The organism is Leifsonia poae (assembly GCF_027921845.1).
Classification (GTDB): domain Bacteria; phylum Actinomycetota; class Actinomycetes; order Actinomycetales; family Microbacteriaceae; genus Leifsonia; species Leifsonia poae.
The window spans coordinates 144,514-163,656 of record NZ_BSEN01000003.1; the positions used below are offsets into that span (position 1 = coordinate 144,514).

The following is a 19,143-nucleotide window of genomic DNA, read 5'->3' on the forward strand; positions in this document are numbered from 1 at the left end:
CGACGTGCCAAACGGCGTGTTTGCGCGACGAGCCGTTACACGCTGGCGGCCTGACGCCGGTTCAACCACCACTGCATAACCCGGAGGTCGTCGCGGCCAAATCGGCCGGCAGGGAGTGCGGCCCGGATCCGCGCATCGTCGAACAAACGGGAGGGCCGGATGTCTTTGGGCGGTTCGGGAGCGAATGGTGCCGGTTCGCTGACGCCTTCTGCGAGCATGTGCGCTTGCGCTTTGGCGACGAGCGGCACGACCATCGTCCATTCGGTGAGTTGCGCGAGCGCTCGGATGGCCCAGACCGGAGCGGGAAAAAAGATCGGCATACGCCCGGCGACGCGGGCGATCCGTCGCACCGCTTCGCCGAGCGTGATTTCCTCGGCTCCCATGACCGCGACAGTCGAGTCGGGGATGCGACCCTCAAGAGCTGCGACTAGGACATCAATAGCGTCTTCGACAGGAATCGGCCGTACGGTTCGCTCGCGAAAGCCCACAGTCGCGAACATGGGCAGCGTGCGTACTGCTCGGGTCACATGGTTGATCATGTGGTCGCCGGCACCGTAGATCATCCCAGACTTGAGGATCGTGTGGTCGAGGCCGGAACGACGCACGAGTTCTTCTGCGGCCCACTTCGATTCGTGATAGCCCGACCCGCAATTCGGTCGCGCGCGCAGGAAACTGACCATGACGATCCTCTTCACGCCTGCTCGACGCGCGGCCTCGATGACGGCGCGTGTGCCCTCTACGTGAACGTGCTCGAATGTCTGGTCGCCGATCTCGCGGTTGATCCCCGCACAGTGCGCGATTACATCGCATCCGGTGAAGGCCTGGGCCAGCGCGTCGACGTCGTCGATCGCAACGCCGGTGCGACGAGAGATGATCACGGTGTCCGCCGGATCCAACCGCTCGGCGAGGTGACGACCGACGAACCCGGTACCGCCAGTTATGGCTACACGCATGACCTTGCTCCTTCGCTTATTAGCAATGAAGCTAAACTCTATATAGCAATAGTGCTATATTGCAAGCATGACAGACACCGCGAGTGACATCTTCGCCGCTCTCGCACATCCCACGCGGCGACAGATCCTGCAGGACCTCAAAGACGGTGAGCTCCCCGCTGGTGAGATCGCTGCGCGGTTCAACGCGACCGGACCCACGATCTCCCGGCACTTGAGTGTGTTGCGTCAGGCTGGCCTCGTCACAGAAAGACGTGACGCAAACCGGATTCTGTACTCGCTCGTCAGCGACCGACTCGCCTTGTCCGTCGGCGACTTCCTTTCGACTGTGTGTCCGGAACAGATCGTGATGCGCGAGGTTCGGAAACGCGGTAGCGGCCGGGCGAACACCAAGACCGCTGAAGCCTGAGCAAGTCCCCCTGACCTCAATCATCACTCCCCGGTCGACGTGGCGCAGCCCGTACCCCAAGGGATGCAACTCAGCTTCACCATCGCCGCAGCCGCACTCCTGATCGCGGCTCGCATCAGCCTGCGCATCCGCACACCGCAGCACAGCTGACACAGACCAACCCGCAAAACGCGGCCGATCACCGGCTCCTTCGTCGAAAAGGACCTCCCTCAGCATGACCCTGAAACCGTGGTGCCGAACCGACGACGCGGTAGCGTGATTGTCCGGTGCTGACGACGGGAGCAGCAGCATTTGAATGGGACGCGCGCAGATCCGGGAGGGGTCGCAACTGAGCGGCCCGTCGTCATCCTCCTCTGCGGGCTGCCCGGTTCCGGCAAGACGACCTTCGCTCGCCGACTCGAGCGAGAGACGGGCGCGATCCGCTTCAGCACCGACGAGTGGATGGCCGACCTGGGTCTCGACTACTTCGACACACTGCGCGACAACGTTCAGAACCGCCTGGACCGTCTCTGGGCACAACTGGTCGAACGCGGACTGAGCGTCATCCTCGAAGACGGGACGTGGCAACGCGACGAACGCGATGAGATCCGCCACATCGCCGAGCGGCTCGGCGCCGGCACCGAACTGCACTACTTCGACGTCCCGTTCGACAAGCTCTGGCGTCGCCTCGAAACCCGCAACGCCAATCCGCCCTACGGCACTGTTCCGATCACGCGGGAAGTACTCGAGGATTCCCGGCTGCGGTTCCAACGACCCGATCAGGCCGAGTTCTCGCTCTTCGACCAGTTTGTCGTGCACCACTGAGGGCGTTTGACGGCCGGCCCGAGCTCGCCATCTAGGGTTTCCGGCAGCCTGACGATCGCATGGGTTGCTGTCAGTCCGCGATGTCGAACACGGCTACGCGTGACGAGTTCCGTTGCAGGGCCTCGGCTAGGGGAATGTGGCTCGGGTGGGTCAGGTACACGTCGCGCGAAAGCGCATCTGCGAAGACGATGACCAGCCCGTAGTCGTACCCGGCCTCGAGGTTCTCCGGACTCATACTCGGGCCGTCGACGACACTGCGGATACCCTGAATGCTGCTTTGCAGCGATTGAGTGTACGTACGGATCCAGTCGAGCTCGGCTGGATCCACCTGCTCGTTCCACTGCACCAGTACAACGTGGGTGACGGTCACACCTGGTCCTCTCATCCGGCTGACTGAGGACGCTCGAGTCCCCTTCAGTCTGGTGAGCCATGTTAGCGGCCCGCGTGACGCATCGGCTGGCCGTGCTGCGACCCACGATTGCGGGGGTTGGGTCGATCGAATCGTGCCTTTAGCCTGTGACCAGGGCGCAAGGGGGAAGCATGCGACGGCTGCGGCGATCGGCTGGCCTCGTTGCGGCCTGCGTGGCACTCGCCGCGCTGACCGCGTGTTCGGCCGGGCCACAGATCGAACGCGAGCGGCGCGGCAACCTCAACTCTGCGATCAGAGAGTTCGACCCGGAGTCGATCTCGACGATGTCCTGCAACGTGGCGGGCGGATCGATCGAGTTTCAGAGAGGATTCACTCGGCTCATCGTCTTCAATGGCGCGGATTCCTGGGATGTTGTCGTCGATCGTTTCAGCAAGCTCAGCTACGAGGGACCGGTGAACCCGCCTGGCCTGTCGCTCGCACGGAAGGACGGCATCATCGTCGACGGCCGGCGCATTGACGCGCCCGACGATCAGCCGGATCTCGTTCCGTGGCTCATTGCGAAAGGCTGCACGATTCCTGCCGAGGGCGCTGTCATGCTGAGCTTTGAAGAACGCGCTGTTCCTATCGGCGGCAACTAGCGCGGGGACGTTCCACGGACTCCTCGAACTGGCGATTGAATGGGCGACGCTCGACACCCTTTCAGTGCGAATGCTGATGGTGCATCACGCGTGACGCGTCGCCTCTACGTGTTGCGATCCACGTTAAATCAGCGGTCCCGCGGGTGGCACCAGCGCGGACTTCTCAGCGGGCAGGATCGGCGGCACGGAGGGCGGCGATCACGTGGTCGACCCGGGAGCGGATCTCTTCCTCATCCGGCATACCGAAATGGAACGCTAGGCGGTGGTAGATGGGGCCGTAAAAGAGGTCCAAGGCAACGCCGAGGTCGGCGTGCGCGGGCAGATCACCCGCGTGTTGAGCGCGGCGCAATCGTTCCTCGAATCCCTCGATCCGTGGGCGCATCTGATCGCGCAGGGCTTGTGCAAGTGCGGGCTCGCGCTGGGCCTCTGCGATGACCGCGGCGAGGGGGGATGTCTCCTGCGGGGTGAGCATTGCGACGACGGAGTTGAGCTGTGCGCACATGTCGCGGGCCAGGTCTCCGGTGTCTTCGTACGTCACGAGCGTTGTCGCCGAGTCGGCCACGGCGTCCAAGAGCACAGCGCCCTTCGACGGCCACCAGCGGTAAATGGTCTTCTTGCTGACACCGGCGCGCTCAGCGATCGCCTCAATGGTGAGCTGAGCGAAACCGTTGTCGCGGCACACGGCCAACGCGGCATCGAGCACCGCAAGGCGCGCGCGTTCGCTCCGCCGGGCCGGATCAGGTGTACTCGCCATCTTCGCAATCTACACGCTACGTGTCGTGTTGCGTCTCCAAGACCTGAACTGCTACCTTGCAACAACACGACACGTTCCGTGTCGTCTGCTCGATTGCAACGACTCGTGCGCGAGGAACTCACAGGAGGATCAGCAATGAGATTGGCGACATTGAAGGGCGCCTCGGTGTCCGACCCATCGCAGGCGACGCGCCCGCACGACGAGTACGTGATTCGCAAGCTTCGGCTGAGCCCGGATCACCGCGCGGCAGTCGACGCGGTTGAGCGCTACCTCGTCCACCGAGGGGCGTTCACTGATGCCGGGCACCTCGAGCGACTCCTGAACGACCTCGTCGACCTCTTCGAGCAGAGTGCGTGGAACAACGTTCCGATCCGGGAGATCGTAGGCGAGGATCCCGTCGAATTCGCCGAGCAACTTCTCGCCAATTACGCCGACGGGCAGTCGATCGCAGAGCAGCGAAACAGGCTGACTGCGACCATCGACGAGATCATTGCCGGGGTCGTGGTCCGATCGCGACACGACCTCCGTAACCCGGATGCCCTGCCTTAGGTCCGTCGACTGAGCCAGCCCACAGCAAAGGGCGAGCTCACTTTCTCGCGCTGTGCGGCCCGCGAGGTGAAGCCTCTTCGGTATATTGACACCAACCTTCGCTGTCTATCTCGTCAGTTCAGGAGTGGAAAATGTCTGAATCAGTTTCCGATGCCACAGTTTCGCCCCAGCCGGTCGCGCCGGTCGCACCCTCGTTGTTCTCCCGGCTCGCCGCAGAAGTGGCGGGCACCTTCGTCTTGGTCTTCGGAGTGGTCGGCACGGCGCTTTACGCAGCCGGCTTCGCCGACGGCGACGGCGGCCTCAACGTCGGTTTCTTGGGGGTCGCACTTGCGCTCGGATTGAGTGTCGTCGTCGGCGCTTACGCGTTCGGCCCGGTGTCGGGTGGACATTTCAACCCGGCGGTGACGCTCGGTCTGGCCGTTGGCGGACGGTTCGCGTGGCGCGACGTGATCGGTTACATTCTTGCCCAGATCGTCGGCGGGGCCCTGGCGACGACCCTGCTGGTCGCGATCGCCGCCGGAGGTCCGGATGGGTTCCTCGACAAGGCGATGAGCGGCGGGTTCGCTTCTACCGGCTGGGGGGAGCTTTCGCCGGGCGGCTTCCCGCTGTTGTCCGCGCTGTTGGTCGAGATCATCACCACGGCCGTTTTCGTCTACGTGATCCTCGGCGTGACGAGCACCCGCGCCGCTGACGGATTCGCGCCGCTCGCCATCGGTTTGACTCTGACCATGCTCGCCCTGATCGCGATTCCCGTGTCCAACGCGTCGTTCAATCCGGCGCGCTCGATCGCGACCGCAATCTATGGCGGTCCGACCGCACTCGCTCAAGTATGGCTGTCGATTGTGGCGCCGATCGTCGGGGCATTGATCGCCGGCTCCACGTTCAAGCTCCTGTTCGATCGCTCGCGTCCTCAGCGGGATCTATCCTCCGCCGCACGGTAGGGAGCGCATCATCTGGCCACAGGAACGGTCGCTCCCCCAGCGGGAGAGCGACCATTCCTGTCAGCTGACGCGGCAAGCTCCGCTAGAGCGACACGCTCAGGCGGTCCAGGTTCACGTAGTTACTACTCCCGGCTGCGGCGTCGAAGCGGATGCTCACGGCGTTCGAGCCCGCGGCGAGCGTGACAGGCACGGTCACCTCCGACCAGGTACCCCAGCCTCCCGTTGACGGGAAGGTGACCGTCGCGACCTGGCCGCCTGCGACTGTCACGGCGCGGGTCGCGTCACCGGCTCCCGCAGCGTAGCGAAGCGTGAGCGTGTGCGCCCCTGCGGTCGCGACGTTGAGGTGGAACGTCACCGAGGAGCCGTCGGCGATCCAGCCCGCGACATAGCCGCGTCCGCTGAAGCCCGCGTTCGAGCTCTCGTTCCCGACTCCCGACTGGTCGACGTTCTCCGCCTCGTAGACCCCCGATCCTTCGACGATCGCCGACGAGCCGTCCGGGACCGCCTGCTGGGCGATGGCCGCCGTCGCTCCCGCGGCGAGGCTCTGCACGGCGGCTGTTCCGAGCGCGGGAGTCGGCGCCGTCCAGTCGCCGCCGCCGATGCCGGACGCGTTCACGTGCTGCACGGCCTGAGAGGCGTTCGCCGTGAGGACAGACTCGTACTCCGTCTGCCCGGCCTCGTCGATGAGGGCCCGGATGTTTCGGGTCAGGATCGCCTTGAACCCGGCCGTGTCGTCCGAGCCCTCGTTGCGGAAGGTACCGGAATCGGTGAGGTTGGCGATCGCCCAGTCGACCGCCGCTGTCGCCTTGCTCAGGTATGCGGCGTCGTGGGTGACGAGATACATCTGGAGCGCGGCACCGGCATAGTCGCCCTGGTTGTACGTCCAGTCGTAGTCGGTGTACGTCCCCGTGCCCGACACGTGGTCGCGGAGGTGCCCGTTGCGGTCGAAGTTCGTGTCCAGCCAGGTGAACAGCCGGTTAGCGGTGTCGAGGTAGCTCTGCGTGCCCGTCGCCGCGTAGAGCCGCAGCGCCGTATAGATCGCCGTCCCGTTCGTGGCGACGTTCTTCTCATTCTTCGACCCGTCGCCGACGTCGACGTTCTTCCACCAGATGCCGCCGCCGTATTTCGTGTCCTCGTAGCCGGAGACATACGAGAACAACGTCTCGGCCTCGGTGAGGTAACGGCTCTCGCCGGTGAGCTCGTAGGCGCGGATGCTTCCCCGTGCCCACCATCCGATGTCGTCGTTCCAGTCGTTGTCGGTCGGGGTCGGATACGCGGCCTGGAACCCGTCGAAGACGTCGTCGATCATCGCGCGGGATGCGGAGTCGTGGGTCCGCTCGTAGCGGTCCATCACCATCTCCCAGAGCTGGGCTTCCCACCAGTAGTCCGTGTATACGCCGCCGTCGGGTCCGACGGCATGCTCGCTGTGCGCGACGTGATCGCTATATGTGTAGAAGTAGTTCTTCGACGCGTCCCAGTACTGGCTGACGAAGGACTGGTACGCGTCATCGGCCTGGGACGTGGTGAGTGCGGCCGCGGGTTGGGCCACCACCGCAGTCGCCAGGGTGGCGACTGCGGCGACGGCCGCCAGTCCGCCTCGGATGCGTGTGCGCGTGGTCATGCGAACTCCTGTCGGATGGGCCGAGCGCGGAGTCGGGTTGCTCGACGGTGAGTCGGATCGGAACCGATCCATGTGGACTCTACGAAGGCTTTGGCAGCCCCGTCAACCATTAATTCGAGATTAGTTCTATTAACCATATTGATTCGGTTTCGAACATGTGAATATGATGACTACCGCACTCGAATCACCCCCAGAGCAATGGAGCCCCACATGCGACACGTCCGTGCCGAGACCGTCGACCGCGTCACCCGCGAGGTGCGCGAGCGCATCGGCCCCGCCGTGGCGGAGGTCTTCGAGCGGTGCTTCGTCGACACGCTGGAGTCGGCCGTCGGGACGGCGCCCGACGGGACCGCGTTCGTGGTCACGGGAGACATCCCCGCAATGTGGCTGCGTGACTCGACGGCTCAGCTGGCCCCGTATCTGCACTTCCTGGCCGACGACGACCTGCTCGCCGACACCGTCGCTGCCGTGTCGCGCCGGCAGTTGGCGTGCATCCTGCTCGACCCGTACGCCAATGCATTCAACCGATTCGACAACGGCAACGGCCACAGCGACGACCTCACCGAGCAGAGCGGCTGGGTCTGGGAGCGCAAGTACGAGATCGACTCGCTCTGCTACCCCCTGCAGCTCGCGCACGACCTCTGGCGCGCCACGGGCCGCACCGACCACCTCGGTGAATTCGCGGCCGCTCTCACGGCGGCGATCCGCGTGATCCGCACCGAGCAGGACCACGAGGCCGCGTCCCCGTACCGGTTTCAGCGCACCGACTGCCCGCCCTCCGACACTCTCGTGCGCGACGGTCGCGGTTCCCTCGTCGCCCCCAACGGCCTCAGCTGGAGCGCGTTCCGTCCGAGCGACGACGCGTGCGAGCTCGGCTACAACATCCCCGGAAACGCTTTCGCGGTCGTCGCGCTGACGATGGCCGCCGAGCTCGCGCGTGACGTGCTCGACGAGCCCGGCCTCGCCGCCGAGGCCGAGGAGCTCGCCGAGCGCATCGACGACGCGATCCGTTCGGAGGCGATCGTCACCGACGCCACCGGCAGAGCGATACTCGCGTACGAGATCGATGGTCTCGGCGCGGATGTGCGCATGGACGACTCGAACGTGCCGAGCCTGCTCTCCCTCCCGATCGTCGGATGGTGCGCCGCGGACGATCCGCTGTACCTTGCGACCCGTGCGTTCGTGCTGAGCGACCAGAATCCGTACTTCGCGCGGGGCACCGCGGCGACCGGTCTCGGCAGCCCGCACACGCCGCCGGACACGATCTGGCCGATCGGCCTGGCTATCCAGGGCCTCACGGCGCTGACCACAGACGAGAAGCGGGACGTGCTCGACACCCTGCTGCGCACGGATGCCGGAACCGGCTTCATGCACGAGTCGTTCCACAAGGACGATCCGACGGTCTTCACCCGAGAGTGGTTCTCCTGGGCGAACGCGATGTTCTGCGAACTGGTGCTCGACGTCGCCGGGCTGCGCACCCTCATCCGTCAACCGCAGCCGGTCGGAGCGGACCGGTGAGCGCCCTGCTGCACGCGCCGGAGGCAGCGGTGGTCTCACAACCGGAACGGGTCGGCGGGGGCCTACCCGGCGGCGGTCCGGCCCGGCGGGGCAAGCGCCGCAGCGGGCGGGGCGTATCCGGAACGGCCCGGCAACAGACCATCAACGCGTGGGTCTTCCTCGCGATCCCGATCGTGCTGTTCGTGGCGTTCCTCGCGATCCCGATCGTGACCGCCCTGGTGCTGAGCTTCAGCGACTACTCCGTGCTCGGTTCGCTCTCGTGGACCGGGATCGACAACTACGTGCAACTCGTCAACGACCCTTTCTTCTGGATCGCGCTGCGGAACACGGCCTTCTACACCGTGCTCTACGTGCCGCTCGGTCTCGTGGTCGCTCTCGCCACCGCACTGCTGCTCAACCGCAGCACACGAGCCGCCCGAATCTTCCGCACCCTGTTCTACATCCCCGTGGTGTCGTCCACCGTCGCGACGGCGTCGATCTGGTTCTGGCTGCTGAACCCGCAGTACGGAATCTTCAACGTCGTCCTCTCCTGGTTCGGCATCGACGGCCCGGCCTGGCTCTACGACTCGAAGTGGGCGATGCTCGCCATCGTCATGATGAGCGTGTGGGCCGGGTTCGGCGCGAACATGATCATCTTCCTCGGCGGGCTGCAGGGTGTATCGCCCGATCTGCACGAGGCCGCGCGGCTCGACGGCGCCAACGCCTGGCAGGCGTTCTGGCACGTCACCCTCCCCGGCATCTCCCGCACCACGCTGCTGGTGACGACGCTGCTCATCATCGGGGCGTTCCAGGTGTTCGACCAGGCGTACGTGCTCACCAAGGGCGGTCCGGGCAACTCGACGCTGACCCTCGTCTACCTGATCTACAACGAGGGCTTCGGCGCGCTGAAGATGGGCTACGCGTCCGCGATCTCGTTCGTGCTGTTCCTGATCATCCTCGTGTTCTCCATCGTCAATGCGCGGATCTCGAATCCGAAGGGAGCCCGCGCATGAGCGCATCCGTCTCGACCGCCGCCTCCTCCGGCTCGCGGGTCGCCGCCACTGCTGCCCGGCGCAAGCGGTCGCCGCGGCAGATCGCCGGCCGCATCGTCTGGTACATCGCCGTCGTGCTCGTCAGCATCGTCACGGTGATGCCGCTGATCTGGACCATCTCGACCTCGCTGAAGCCCGCGGGGGAGATCCTGTCGGGCTACCTCAACCTCATCCCCAGCGCTCCGACGATCGGCAACTACGTCGCCGTCTTCTCGCAGACGCCGTTCGCCCGCTACATGTTCAACTCGTTCCTGCTCGCGTTCATCGGAACGGCGACGAACCTGTTCTTCGGCGGCCTCGCCGGATACGCGCTCGCCAAGTTCCGCTTCCGCGGCCGTCGCGTGGTGTTCAGCATGTTCCTCGGGTCGATGATGATCCCCACGATCGTCACGATGATCCCGACGTTCCTGGTGCTGCGCTACTTCCCGCTCGCGGGAGGCAACGACCTCTTCGGGCAGGGCGGCGTCGGCTTCATCAACACGTACTGGGCGATCATCATCCCGTTCGCCGCCGGTCCGTTCGCCGTGTTCTTCATGAAGCAGGTGTTCGAGGCGCTGCCGGACGAGCTCGGAGAGGCCGCCCGCATCGACGGCGCGAGCGAGTTCCGCATCTTCCGCCAGGTCTACCTGCCGATGGCGACGGCGGGGCTCGCGGTCCTGGGCGTGCTGACGTTCCAGGCGGGCTGGAACAGCTTTCTCTGGCCGCTCATCGTCCTCAGCGATCCGAGCCTCCTCACGGTCCAGGTGGGACTGTCGTCGTTCGTCAGCGACCACCAGACCGACTACGGACCCCTCATGGCCGGGACCATCGTCTCCACCGTTCCCGTGCTCGTCGTCTTCGTCTTCGCCCAACGCTGGATCGTGCAGGGCGTCGCACACACGGCGAGCAAATGATCTCCACCCACACCCCCGTTATCCGCATCGCAACCACCCAACGAAAGAGAAATCGATGAAGATCTCCCGTCGCGGCGCCGCAGCCGCAACCCTGGCGCTCGTCGCCGCCCTGGGCTTGAGCGCCTGCTCGGCCGGAACCGGTTCATCCGCATCCGGCGGCACCAAGGACGTCACCTTCTGGGGCTCCTGGAGCTCCGCCGAGCAGGTCGCCCAGATAAACAAGCAGGTCGCAGCGTTCAACAAGGACCAGAGCCAGTACAAGGTCACCTACGCGGCTCAGAACCTGGTGGAGCAGAAGCTCCTCACCGGTGAGGCGAGCGGCCAGGTTCCGGATGTCGTGCTCTGGGATCGCGGTCAGACATCGCTCTACGTGTCGAAGGGCGCGCTCCAGAGCATCGACGACCTCGTGAAGAAGGACAGCGTCGACCTCGACCAGTTCTACTCCGAGCCGACCGCGGAGATGACAGTCGACAAGAAGGTCTACGGCCTCCCGATCCTGGTCGACAACCGTTCGCTGTTCTACAACAAGAAGATCCTCGACAAGGCCGGCGTGAGCGTGCCGACCACCTGGGACGAGCTCAAGAACGTCGCTCAGAAGGTCACCACGGTCGAGGGCGGGAAGACCACCGTCGCCGGGTTCATGCTCGACGACCCCGGACTGTTCAACATGTGGCTGCAGCAGGCGGGCGGCACGATGCTGAACAAGGACGAGTCGAAGACGGACTTCAACAACGAGAAGGGTCTCGAGGTGCTCGACTTCTGGAAGTCACTGCAGCAGGAGAAGGTCTTCCAGCAGGGCTTCGGCGCCGGCACCGACCCGTTCGCAGCGAACAAGGCGGCGATGAAGTACGACGGACCGTGGGACATCTCCACCTACAACGGAGTCGACGGGCTCGACTACGGGGTCGCCGAGCCTCTCGCCGGTCCCGACGGCGACAAGGGCGCCGTCACCGGCGGCTTCGGTCTCGTGGTGCCGAAGGGCGCCAAGAACGTCGACGGTGCCTGGGCGTTCATGAAGTGGTGGGCGACGCAGCCCGCCAACGGGGTGTCGTTCGGCAAGATCGCCGGATGGGTCCCCGCGAACAAGGAGGCCGCGAGCAACGAGTTCTTCACCGCCGACCCGCACTACGCCGCCATCGTCAAGGCGCTCTCCTACGCGAAGATCCGTCCGACCGTCGCCGGCTACTCGGATGTGGAGGGCAAGGCGCTCATCCCCGCGCTCCAGAAGTTCATGTCCGGCGAGCTGAGCGCGAAGGACGCACTCGCTCAGGCGCAGGAGCAGGGCGACCAGATCCTCGCCCAGAACCGCTGACGCCCGGCGCACCGCCGACGACAACCCATCGAGAACGGACACCATGACCACCGACAGCCTCTGGTCCGCCCGGGCGGACATCGCCCAGCACAGCCTCACCCACTTCTACGGAACGGCGGAACCGCAGTTCTTGAACAACTCGTACCCCGACGCCCCCGGAGGGAACGAGACGTTCAACTACTGGTGGCTCGCGCACGTGATCGAGGCGAGGCTCGACGCGTACGAACGCACGGGCGACCAGGGCTGGCTCGATGCGGCGGTCGCCGCGTACCGGAACATCATCGACCGCAACGGGTCGCTCTTCAACGACTACTTCGACGACATGCTCTGGTACGCGATCGCCATCGTTCGCCTCGCGGATGCGACGGGCGACTCGGGGTACCTCGCCGATGCCGTCGCGATCTGGGAGCACGTGCGCGCGTTCGGCTGGAACGACACGTTGGGGCAGAGCCTTGCCTGGCGCAAGCAACAGCTCTACTACAAGAACACCCCTGCCAACGGCCCGTTCGCCATCGTCTCCTGCCGGCTCGCGGAGCGCACCGGCGACGCCCGCTACCTCCCCGTGGCGCTTGCCGCGTTCGACTGGATCGAACGCACCCTCGTCGACCCGTCGAACGGGTTCGTCGAAGACGGCATCAACCGCGAGGAGAACGGGCGCATCGACACCCAGTGGCGGTTCACCTACAACCAGGGCCTCTACATCGGTGCGGCGGTCGAGCTCTACCACCGCACCGGGGACTCCTCCTACCTGGACCGCGCGGCGCGCACGGCGGTGACCGCGATCGACGAGCTCAGCACCGACGGCGTGTTCCGTGCCGAGGGTGATGGCGGCGACGAGGGGCTGTTCAAGGGGATCTTCTACCGGTATGCGGAGCTGCTCCTCCGAGAGCTGCCGGACGACTCCGACCAGGCGGCGCGCATCCGCGGGCTCATCGAGACGAGCACGGATGCGCTCGTCGCAACGAGCCTGGACGGCGACCTCCTCCTCGCCGGGAACGACTGGAGCGTCGCACCGAGCGGGCCGATCGCGTACTCGACCGAGCTCAGCGCGATCCTGGCGCTCGAGGTGCGCGCGCGGGTCGAGACGCGGGTTCCGGCGGCCCGGTCCTGATTCCATATATTCATATAGCCTGAGCGTATGCGTGACTCCCTCTACCAGCAGGTCTACGACCGGATCCGGGAGCAGATACGCAACCACGACTACCCGGTCGGCGAGCGGCTCCCCTCCGAGGCGGAGCTGCTCGCCGAGCACGAGGTCAGCACGATCACGCTCAAGCGCGCGCTCGACCTGCTGCGGGACGAGGGCTACATCGACCGCAAGCCTCGGCGCGGGACCTTCGTCGTCAGCGACGTTCCCACCACGGGGGCGAGCGAGACCCCCAAGCCGCTGATCGGCTGCATCGTCACCAACTTCGACGATACGTTCGGGTCGCACATCATCGGCGCCCTACTCGACACCGAGACGCCGGCGAACGTGGTGCTCAAACGCAGCCTCGGCGATCCCGTCGTGGAGGAACGGCTGATCCGGGAACTCGTGGCGAGCGGTGTGCAAGGGCTCATCCTCGAGCCGAGCTCATCGGAGTTCGCGCCGCCGGCCATCTTCGAACTGATCATGCGGGCCTTCCCGCTCGCGATCCTCGACCGGGTGTTCGAGGGCGTGCCGGTGTCCAGCGTCTGCTCCGACAACGTCGGCGCGGCCAAGACGGCCGCCGAGTACCTGATCACCCTCGGGCACACCAGGCTCGGCCTGGTGACCTCGTCGAGCAAGGTCTCCGCGGCAGAGGACCGCCGAGAGGGGTTCGTACACGCCCACGCGGCCGCGCACATCCCCCACCGCCCCGAGGCCGAGTACCGGCTCATGGAGTCGACCGTGCCCGGCAGCGACGTGCCTGCAGAACAGGACGTGGCCGCCCTGCGGGTGTTCCTCTCCGAGCACCCGGAGCTCACCGCATTCGTGGCGACCGAGCACAACATCGCCGTGCTGCTGCGGGCAGCGCTGGAGCAGGAGGGGCGAACGGTGCCCGGGGATGCGTCGATCGTGTCCTTCGATCAGCCCGACACCTTTTACGCGCCCGCCTCGTTCCACTTCAGCAGCATCCGTCAGCAGCAGGCGGCGATGGGCGCGGAGGCCCTGCGACTCGTTGTCGATCAGCTCGCCGGGCCCGTCCCCGTGCAGAAGGTGTCATTGACCACCGAGCTGGTGCTCGGGGAGTCGACCGCCCCCCGGCGGGATCCCTAGGCCGCACCCGATAACTGGCTTTCGCCTGCTTCTGGATGACGAATATGCGGCTGACTCACTCTGCGCGCGTTGCTGGCCCGACCGTCGAAATGTGGACGACCTTTTTTGTGAAAGAGAGAACCCCCGCATCCCTTGTAGAAACAGGGATAGCGGGGGTTTCACGTGGCGGTACCGGTGGGATTTGAACCCACGGTGGGCTTTCACCCACACAACTTTTCGAGAGTTGCACCTTCGGCCGCTCGGACACGGTACCGCCGACTACTGTACGCGATCCGGGCATCCGGGCGCCAATCGAGCGGGGCGCCGGAGGCTGCGAATCCCCTCGGAACGGTGCGCGCGCAAGAGTACAGTTTCGAGGATGGTGACGAAGAAGACGGTGGTGCTCGCGGGCACCGGGATCTCGTCGGTCGCAGTCGGTCTCGCCGCCTGGGCTCGGGTGCGCAAGGCGCAGGCGAAGCTGGCCGCGAACAAGACACGGCTCAACGAGACGCTGCCGGTCCACTCCGCGTGGTGGCGCGACTACGCGAAGACAGAGGGCGACCTGCTCTACGTCGCGATCGGCGACAGCGCTGCTCAGGGCATCGGCGCATCCGCCCCCAAGAACAGCTACGTGGGCGTCATCGCCGATCACGTGCACGCCGTCACCGGGCGCTCCGTGCAGGTCGCCAATCTGAGCGTCTCCGGCGCGACGGTATCGCTCGCGGTCGCCGACCAGCTGCCGCGGTTCTCGTCGTACTCCCCCGACCTCGTGACGGTCGCGATCGGCGCGAACGACATCGCCGCATTCGATCCGGAACTCTTCTCGACGGGCATCCGCACGGTGTTCGCCGCGCTGCCGAATGACGCGATCGTCGCCGACCTGCCCTACTTCTTCTTCCCGTGGAACGAGAAGAAGGTCGCCGTCGCCAACCGGATCCTGCGGGAGGCAGCCGCGGAGCGCGGGCTCACCGTCGTCCCGCTCCACGAGTCGATGCGCCGTCAAGGGCTGCGCGGGATCTTCACCCAGTTCGCCGAAGACCTCTTCCACCCCAACGACCACGGCTACCGCGTGTGGGCGTCGGCGTTCCTCCCGGCCGTGACGACGCTCGTCAAGAAGCGGTTCCCGCGGCAGTCGACGGGCGCCACGACGCAGGCGACGGTTCCCGAGACGCAAAGCGATGCGCAGTCCGGCTCACAGGCCGACGCGCAGCCGGACGCCGCCTCCGATCCCGCTAGCGTCTGACCGTGCCCGGCGCGACATGCGCCAGCACGTCGCCCCACGCCGGGAACACCACCATGTGGCCCACGCCCGGCGTCATCTGCACCCGGGCATCCGGCAGCGCACGCTGATACCAGGTCGCGTGCGCATTGCCGGCCAGCGGATCGCCCTGACCGTTGACGATCAGCGTCTTCGCCGCGACATCCGAGAACTCGAACCCCCACGGACGCGCCGTGTAGCTCAGGATGTCGGCCGCGACGCCGCCCGCCCCCTGCCGGAAGGCGTCCCTCAGCATCATCCCGAGCCGATCGCGCGCACCGGGGCGCGCCAGCGCGGCCGCGTCGACCGGCGACTCGCCCAGCATCTCCAGCGGGACGTCGCCCACCTCGTCGGGGGCGGCGACCGCCTCCGCCTGGCTCGCGAGCATCTCGGTGAGCTGGCTCAGCGCCGCATCCGGTGTCAGCGTCGCGAGGTGATCGGACAGCTGCTGCAGCGACGGATCGATCCACGGCACCTCCTCGTTCGGCGCCGGGGTCGCGATGATGGCGACGCGATCGACGACATCCGGATGCCGCGCAGCGAGCGCGAGCGCGACCCGTCCACCGGCCGACCAGCCCACCACCCCGACGGTCTTCGGGCGGTTGACGCCGATCTCGGATTCGTCCCGGTTCATCTCGCGCAGATACTCGGCGATATCGTCGGCCGACTGCGCGATGCTCGGCCAGTGCCCAGGCGGCAGTGGGTCGCTGGACCCATAGGCGGGCCGGTCGAAGGCCAGCATGTGCACGTTGCGGGTCGCCGTCACCGTCGGGTCGGGGTCGAAGACCGACGAGCCGGGCGCCGGATGGCAGAACACCACGATCTTCTCGGCGATGGGATCGCCCTTGGTGGTGACGCCGATGGTGCGGCCGGACGGCAGGGTGAAGGTCAGATTCGCCATGCCGCCCATTGTGCTCCTCCGCGCTCGTCTCGCCCAGGTGTCTCCACAAAGGCGCGAACGCGTGCGACTTCGCACAGGCCGGTCGGCCTCGAGCCGGATGACGGTGGTCCGCCGTACAGTTGACCCGATCGAGGAGGTAGCGTGGCGCGAGCCCAACTCAACTACCGCTGCACGGAGTGCGGCTGGACCACCGCGAAGTGGGTGGGGCGTTGCGGCGAATGCCAGGAGTGGGGCACCGTCACCGAGACGGCGGCTCCGACCGGAGTGCTCCGGGCGTTGAAGCCCGTCTCGATCGATGCCGCGCGAGCCGCCCGGTCGATCACCGCCATCGACGCCGACAGCGACACCGCGACCCACTGGCCGAGCGGCATCGCCGAGTTCGACCGCGTGCTGGGCGGCGGCATCGTCCCCGGTGCGGCCATCCTGTTGAGCGGCGAGCCGGGGGTCGGCAAGTCCACGCTGCTGCTCGAGGTCGCCTCGCGCGCGGCCCGCGCCCGCTCGCGCGTGCTCTACGTGAGCGCCGAGGAGTCGGTGAGCCAGGTCCGGATGCGCGCCCAGCGCACCGGCGCCCTCCACGACCACCTCTACCTCGCCTCCGAGACCGACCTGGCGACGATCGTCGGCCAGATCGACGCGGTCGACCCGCAGCTGGTCATCGTCGACTCGGTGCAGACCGTTTCGAGCTCCAACGGCGAGGGTCTCGCCGGCGGCCCCAGCCAGGTGCGCGAGGTCGCGAGCACTCTCATCCGGGTCGCCAAAGACCGCAACCTTCCGCTCGTGCTGGTCGGGCACGTCACGAAAGACGGCTCGATCGCCGGTCCCCGCCTCCTCGAGCACCTCGTCGACGTCGTCTGCCAGTTCGAAGGTGACCGCCAGACCGCGCTCCGCTTCGTGCGTGCGCTCAAGAACCGCTTCGGGCCGACGGATGAGGTGGGCTGCTTCGAGATGACCGGTGACGGCATCGCCGAGGTCGCCGATCCGAGCGGACTCTTCCTCAGCCGCAGCACGACGCCCGTCTCAGGCACGTGCGTGACGGTCGCGATGGAGGGCCGCCGGCCGCTCCCGGTCGAGGTGCAGGCGCTGATCGTCAAGAGCTCGGCGCCCAACCCGCGCCGCGTGACCAACGGCGTCGACGCCTCCCGGGTCGCCATGCTGCTCGCGGTGCTCGAACGGCGCGCGAACTTCACCTTCGGCGACAAAGACGTGTACGTCTCGACGGTGGGTGGCGTGCGGCTCACCGAGCCCGGCGCCGACCTGGCCATCGCGCTCGCGATCGCGTCGGCTTCGAACGAGAAGCCGATCCCGCACACGCTCGTCGCCTTCGGCGAGATCAGCCTGGCCGGGGAGATCCGCCCCGTCAGCAGCGGCAAGCAGCGCACGGCCGAGGCCGCGCGCCTCGGATTCGTCACGCGCGTCGACGCCGAGAGCCAGAGCATCCGGGAGGCGCTGCGCGTCGCCTTCACCGTCGGCGCGACGACTCGTGAGCGGGAGCTCGACGCGGCGTTCTGACGTGGGGCGACAGCCGTCGCTGCTGTCCCGTCCGCTCCCGTAACTCCGGAACTACGAGCGCGAACCGGCCCTGACATCCGGAGTTATGCCCACCCGCGCGGCGCGTCGCACGGACCTTCCGGAGTTATGGGCCCGCCTCGGACGCGGGAGCTAGTTCAGTGAGAACTGCTTCGTCGTGTCCGAGATGATCCCCGCCACCGACGTCTGCAGGTGGTACGAGGCACCACCGGCCGGCACTTGATCGCGCGTCGCCTGGCAGGTCTTCGGGTCGGACCGCGTCCGGTCCCAGGTGATCGGCGTCTGCGAGGAGATCGTCTTGCCCGGCTGCAGCAGCACTTCGGCATAGACCTTGGACGTCTGGCAGTCCGTCGACTTCCAGTAGACCTCGGACCCGCTGGTGATGGTGAAGACCTGCTTCGACGTGCCGGCGTCGATCTTGCACGACGTCGTTCCGTGGTTGGTGATCGAGACGGCCAGCTTGGGGTTCTGTCCGGCCGCGTACGCGTTCAGGTCCGTGATCGCCTGAACAGTGATGTTCGCGGCCGTGCACGGCTGACCGTTGGCCGTCGTCTCCGTCGTCGGGATGCTCGTGGGGTTCGTCGCGGCTTTCGGTGTGGTCGACGTCGTCGGCACCGCCGCCGGCGTGCCGCTGGACGATCCCGGACGCACGACGATGAGGATGATGACGACGATCACGGCCAGCAGGCCCAGGGCGACCAGCAGCCGGCGTCGCCAATACACTTTGCTCGGCTGGGGGCCGACCGGGTGCTTGAACGTCGACATGCCTGCAGGATAGCCGCGCTTCGGCGTATTTCCGCGGCAAAACGCGCTAGAGCTGCTTCAACATCCTGGTGTTTCCAAGCGTGTTCGGCTTCACGCGTGCGAGATCGAGGAATTCGGCGACACCTTCGTCGTGCGAGCGCACGAGTTCCGCGTACACCGCCGGGTCGACGGTCTCGTCGCCCATGTCCACGAAGCCGTTGCGCTCGAAGAATCCGACCTCGAACGTCAGGCAGAACAGCCTGCTCAGCCCGAGCTCGCGCGCGTCCTCCTCGAGACGGCCGAGGAGTGCCCGGCCGATGCCCTTGCCGAGCCATTCGTCGGACACCGCCAGCGTGCGCACCTCCGCGAGGTCGCTCCACATGACGTGCAGCGCGCCGCATCCGATGAGCTCGCCGTCGTCCGTCTCGGCGACCCGGAACTCCTGCACCGACTCGTAGAAGACGACCTGCTCTTTGCCGAGCAGGATACGGCGCTGCACGAGCGGCTCCACCAGCTCCCGGATGCGCGTGACGTCGCTGGTGCGCGCGCGGCGGATGCGGAAACCAGTGCTCACGAGACTCACCCGTCCAGCCTAGTGACCTGCCGCCCGGCGCGTCCGGGCGCGTCCCGTCCCATCCGCCACCGGGCCCTGGCAACGAGGGGTCGCAACACGCCGTGTCGCAGATTCCGTAACGGCGTGTTGCG

20 protein-coding genes and 1 tRNA gene are annotated in these 19,143 nt (G+C 66.5%); 13 read left to right on the forward strand and 8 right to left on the reverse strand.

What is annotated here, in order from left to right; translation table 11 throughout:
• Nucleotides 1–35 precede the first annotated feature (35 nt).
• Nucleotides 36–953 (reverse strand): NAD(P)H-binding protein, encoded by a 918-nt coding sequence (locus tag PKE84_RS04340; RefSeq protein WP_271175989.1) that lies wholly within the window; start codon nt 951–953, stop codon nt 36–38.
• Nucleotides 954–1,020: 67 nt separating this feature from the next.
• Here PKE84_RS04340 and PKE84_RS04345 point away from each other — a divergent pair, with 67 nt between their 5' ends.
• Nucleotides 1,021–1,359, forward strand: a complete 339-nt coding sequence (locus PKE84_RS04345) for a metalloregulator ArsR/SmtB family transcription factor (protein ID WP_271175990.1) — start codon at nt 1,021–1,023, stop codon at nt 1,357–1,359.
• A gap of 291 nt (nt 1,360–1,650) precedes the next feature.
• The gene (locus PKE84_RS04350; protein WP_271175991.1) at nt 1,651–2,163 is read left to right on the forward strand and encodes a P-loop nucleotide/nucleoside kinase family protein; all 513 of its coding nucleotides are present in this window, start codon (nt 1,651–1,653) and stop codon (nt 2,161–2,163) included.
• A 70-nt stretch (nt 2,164–2,233) separates the two neighbouring features.
• Here PKE84_RS04350 and PKE84_RS04355 read toward each other — a convergent pair whose 3' ends face one another.
• Nucleotides 2,234–2,533, reverse strand: a complete 300-nt coding sequence (locus tag PKE84_RS04355; protein WP_271175992.1) for a Dabb family protein — start codon at nt 2,531–2,533, stop codon at nt 2,234–2,236.
• Between the two features lie 170 nt (nt 2,534–2,703).
• Between PKE84_RS04355 and PKE84_RS04360 the strand changes: the two genes are divergently transcribed.
• Nucleotides 2,704–3,171 carry a hypothetical protein gene (locus PKE84_RS04360; RefSeq protein ID WP_271175993.1) on the forward strand — a complete coding sequence of 156 codons (468 nt, stop codon included), beginning with the start codon at nt 2,704–2,706 and terminating at the stop codon, nt 3,169–3,171.
• A gap of 163 nt (nt 3,172–3,334) precedes the next feature.
• Here the strand turns inward: PKE84_RS04360 and PKE84_RS04365 are convergent, their stop codons facing one another.
• Nucleotides 3,335–3,925 carry a TetR/AcrR family transcriptional regulator gene (locus PKE84_RS04365; RefSeq protein WP_271175994.1) on the reverse strand — a complete coding sequence of 197 codons (591 nt, stop codon included), beginning with the start codon at nt 3,923–3,925 and terminating at the stop codon, nt 3,335–3,337.
• A 105-nt stretch (nt 3,926–4,030) separates the two neighbouring features.
• Here PKE84_RS04365 and PKE84_RS04370 point away from each other — a divergent pair, with 105 nt between their 5' ends.
• Both PKE84_RS04370 and aqpZ read left to right on the forward strand, forming a co-directional pair.
• The gene (locus PKE84_RS04370) at nt 4,031–4,474 is read left to right on the forward strand and encodes a DUF1048 domain-containing protein (RefSeq protein ID WP_271175995.1); all 444 of its coding nucleotides are present in this window, start codon (nt 4,031–4,033) and stop codon (nt 4,472–4,474) included.
• 131 nt (nt 4,475–4,605) lie between these two features.
• A complete protein-coding gene (gene aqpZ / locus PKE84_RS04375; protein ID WP_271175996.1) occupies nt 4,606–5,415 on the forward strand; it encodes an aquaporin Z in 810 nt (269 codons plus the stop codon).
• 82 nt (nt 5,416–5,497) lie between these two features.
• Here the strand turns inward: aqpZ and PKE84_RS04380 are convergent, their stop codons facing one another.
• Complete coding sequence (locus PKE84_RS04380) at nt 5,498–7,036, reverse strand: glycoside hydrolase family 76 protein (protein ID WP_271175997.1); 1,539 nt, start codon at nt 7,034–7,036, stop codon at nt 5,498–5,500.
• A gap of 210 nt (nt 7,037–7,246) precedes the next feature.
• Here PKE84_RS04380 and PKE84_RS04385 point away from each other — a divergent pair, with 210 nt between their 5' ends.
• The 6 genes from PKE84_RS04385 to PKE84_RS04410 are packed head-to-tail and all read left to right on the forward strand — an operon-like array spanning nt 7,247 to nt 14,029.
• A complete protein-coding gene (locus PKE84_RS04385) occupies nt 7,247–8,554 on the forward strand; it encodes a glycoside hydrolase family 125 protein (protein WP_271175998.1) in 1,308 nt (435 codons plus the stop codon).
• Nucleotides 8,551–9,546: a carbohydrate ABC transporter permease gene (locus PKE84_RS04390; RefSeq protein WP_271175999.1), complete on the forward strand. Its 996-nt coding sequence runs from the start codon at nt 8,551–8,553 to the stop codon at nt 9,544–9,546. The genes PKE84_RS04385 and PKE84_RS04390 overlap by 4 nt, the downstream gene beginning before the upstream one ends.
• Nucleotides 9,543–10,478, forward strand: a complete 936-nt coding sequence (locus PKE84_RS04395; protein WP_271176000.1) for a carbohydrate ABC transporter permease — start codon at nt 9,543–9,545, stop codon at nt 10,476–10,478. Before PKE84_RS04390 ends, PKE84_RS04395 begins: the two co-directional genes overlap by 4 nt.
• A gap of 55 nt (nt 10,479–10,533) precedes the next feature.
• Nucleotides 10,534–11,790 (forward strand): ABC transporter substrate-binding protein, encoded by a 1,257-nt coding sequence (locus tag PKE84_RS04400; protein WP_271176001.1) that lies wholly within the window; start codon nt 10,534–10,536, stop codon nt 11,788–11,790.
• 43 nt (nt 11,791–11,833) lie between these two features.
• Complete coding sequence (locus PKE84_RS04405) at nt 11,834–12,901, forward strand: glycoside hydrolase family 76 protein (RefSeq protein ID WP_271176002.1); 1,068 nt, start codon at nt 11,834–11,836, stop codon at nt 12,899–12,901.
• Nucleotides 12,902–12,928: 27 nt separating this feature from the next.
• Nucleotides 12,929–14,029 carry a GntR family transcriptional regulator gene (locus tag PKE84_RS04410; protein WP_271176003.1) on the forward strand — a complete coding sequence of 367 codons (1,101 nt, stop codon included), beginning with the start codon at nt 12,929–12,931 and terminating at the stop codon, nt 14,027–14,029.
• Nucleotides 14,030–14,192: 163 nt separating this feature from the next.
• On the opposite strand, the gene PKE84_RS04415 is transcribed toward PKE84_RS04410, so the two are convergent.
• A tRNA-Ser gene (locus PKE84_RS04415) sits at nt 14,193–14,282 on the reverse strand.
• 105 nt (nt 14,283–14,387) lie between these two features.
• Between PKE84_RS04415 and PKE84_RS04420 the strand changes: the two genes are divergently transcribed.
• Complete coding sequence (locus PKE84_RS04420) at nt 14,388–15,251, forward strand: SGNH/GDSL hydrolase family protein (protein WP_271176004.1); 864 nt, start codon at nt 14,388–14,390, stop codon at nt 15,249–15,251.
• Here PKE84_RS04420 and PKE84_RS04425 read toward each other — a convergent pair.
• Nucleotides 15,241–16,167 (reverse strand): alpha/beta fold hydrolase, encoded by a 927-nt coding sequence (locus tag PKE84_RS04425; RefSeq protein ID WP_271176005.1) that lies wholly within the window; start codon nt 16,165–16,167, stop codon nt 15,241–15,243. The two genes, PKE84_RS04420 and PKE84_RS04425, sit on opposite strands and share 11 nt — an antisense overlap.
• A 141-nt stretch (nt 16,168–16,308) precedes the next feature.
• On the opposite strand from PKE84_RS04425, the gene radA reads away from it, so the two are divergent.
• The gene (gene radA / locus PKE84_RS04430) at nt 16,309–17,676 is read left to right on the forward strand and encodes a DNA repair protein RadA (protein ID WP_271176006.1); all 1,368 of its coding nucleotides are present in this window, start codon (nt 16,309–16,311) and stop codon (nt 17,674–17,676) included.
• Between the two features lie 150 nt (nt 17,677–17,826).
• On the opposite strand, the gene PKE84_RS04435 is transcribed toward radA, so the two are convergent.
• Both PKE84_RS04435 and PKE84_RS04440 read right to left on the reverse strand, forming a co-directional pair.
• Nucleotides 17,827–18,459: a hypothetical protein gene (locus PKE84_RS04435; RefSeq protein ID WP_271176007.1), complete on the reverse strand. Its 633-nt coding sequence runs from the start codon at nt 18,457–18,459 to the stop codon at nt 17,827–17,829.
• 46 nt (nt 18,460–18,505) lie between these two features.
• A complete protein-coding gene (locus PKE84_RS04440; protein WP_271176182.1) occupies nt 18,506–19,012 on the reverse strand; it encodes an amino-acid N-acetyltransferase in 507 nt (168 codons plus the stop codon).
• Nucleotides 19,013–19,143: the final 131 nt, after the last annotated feature.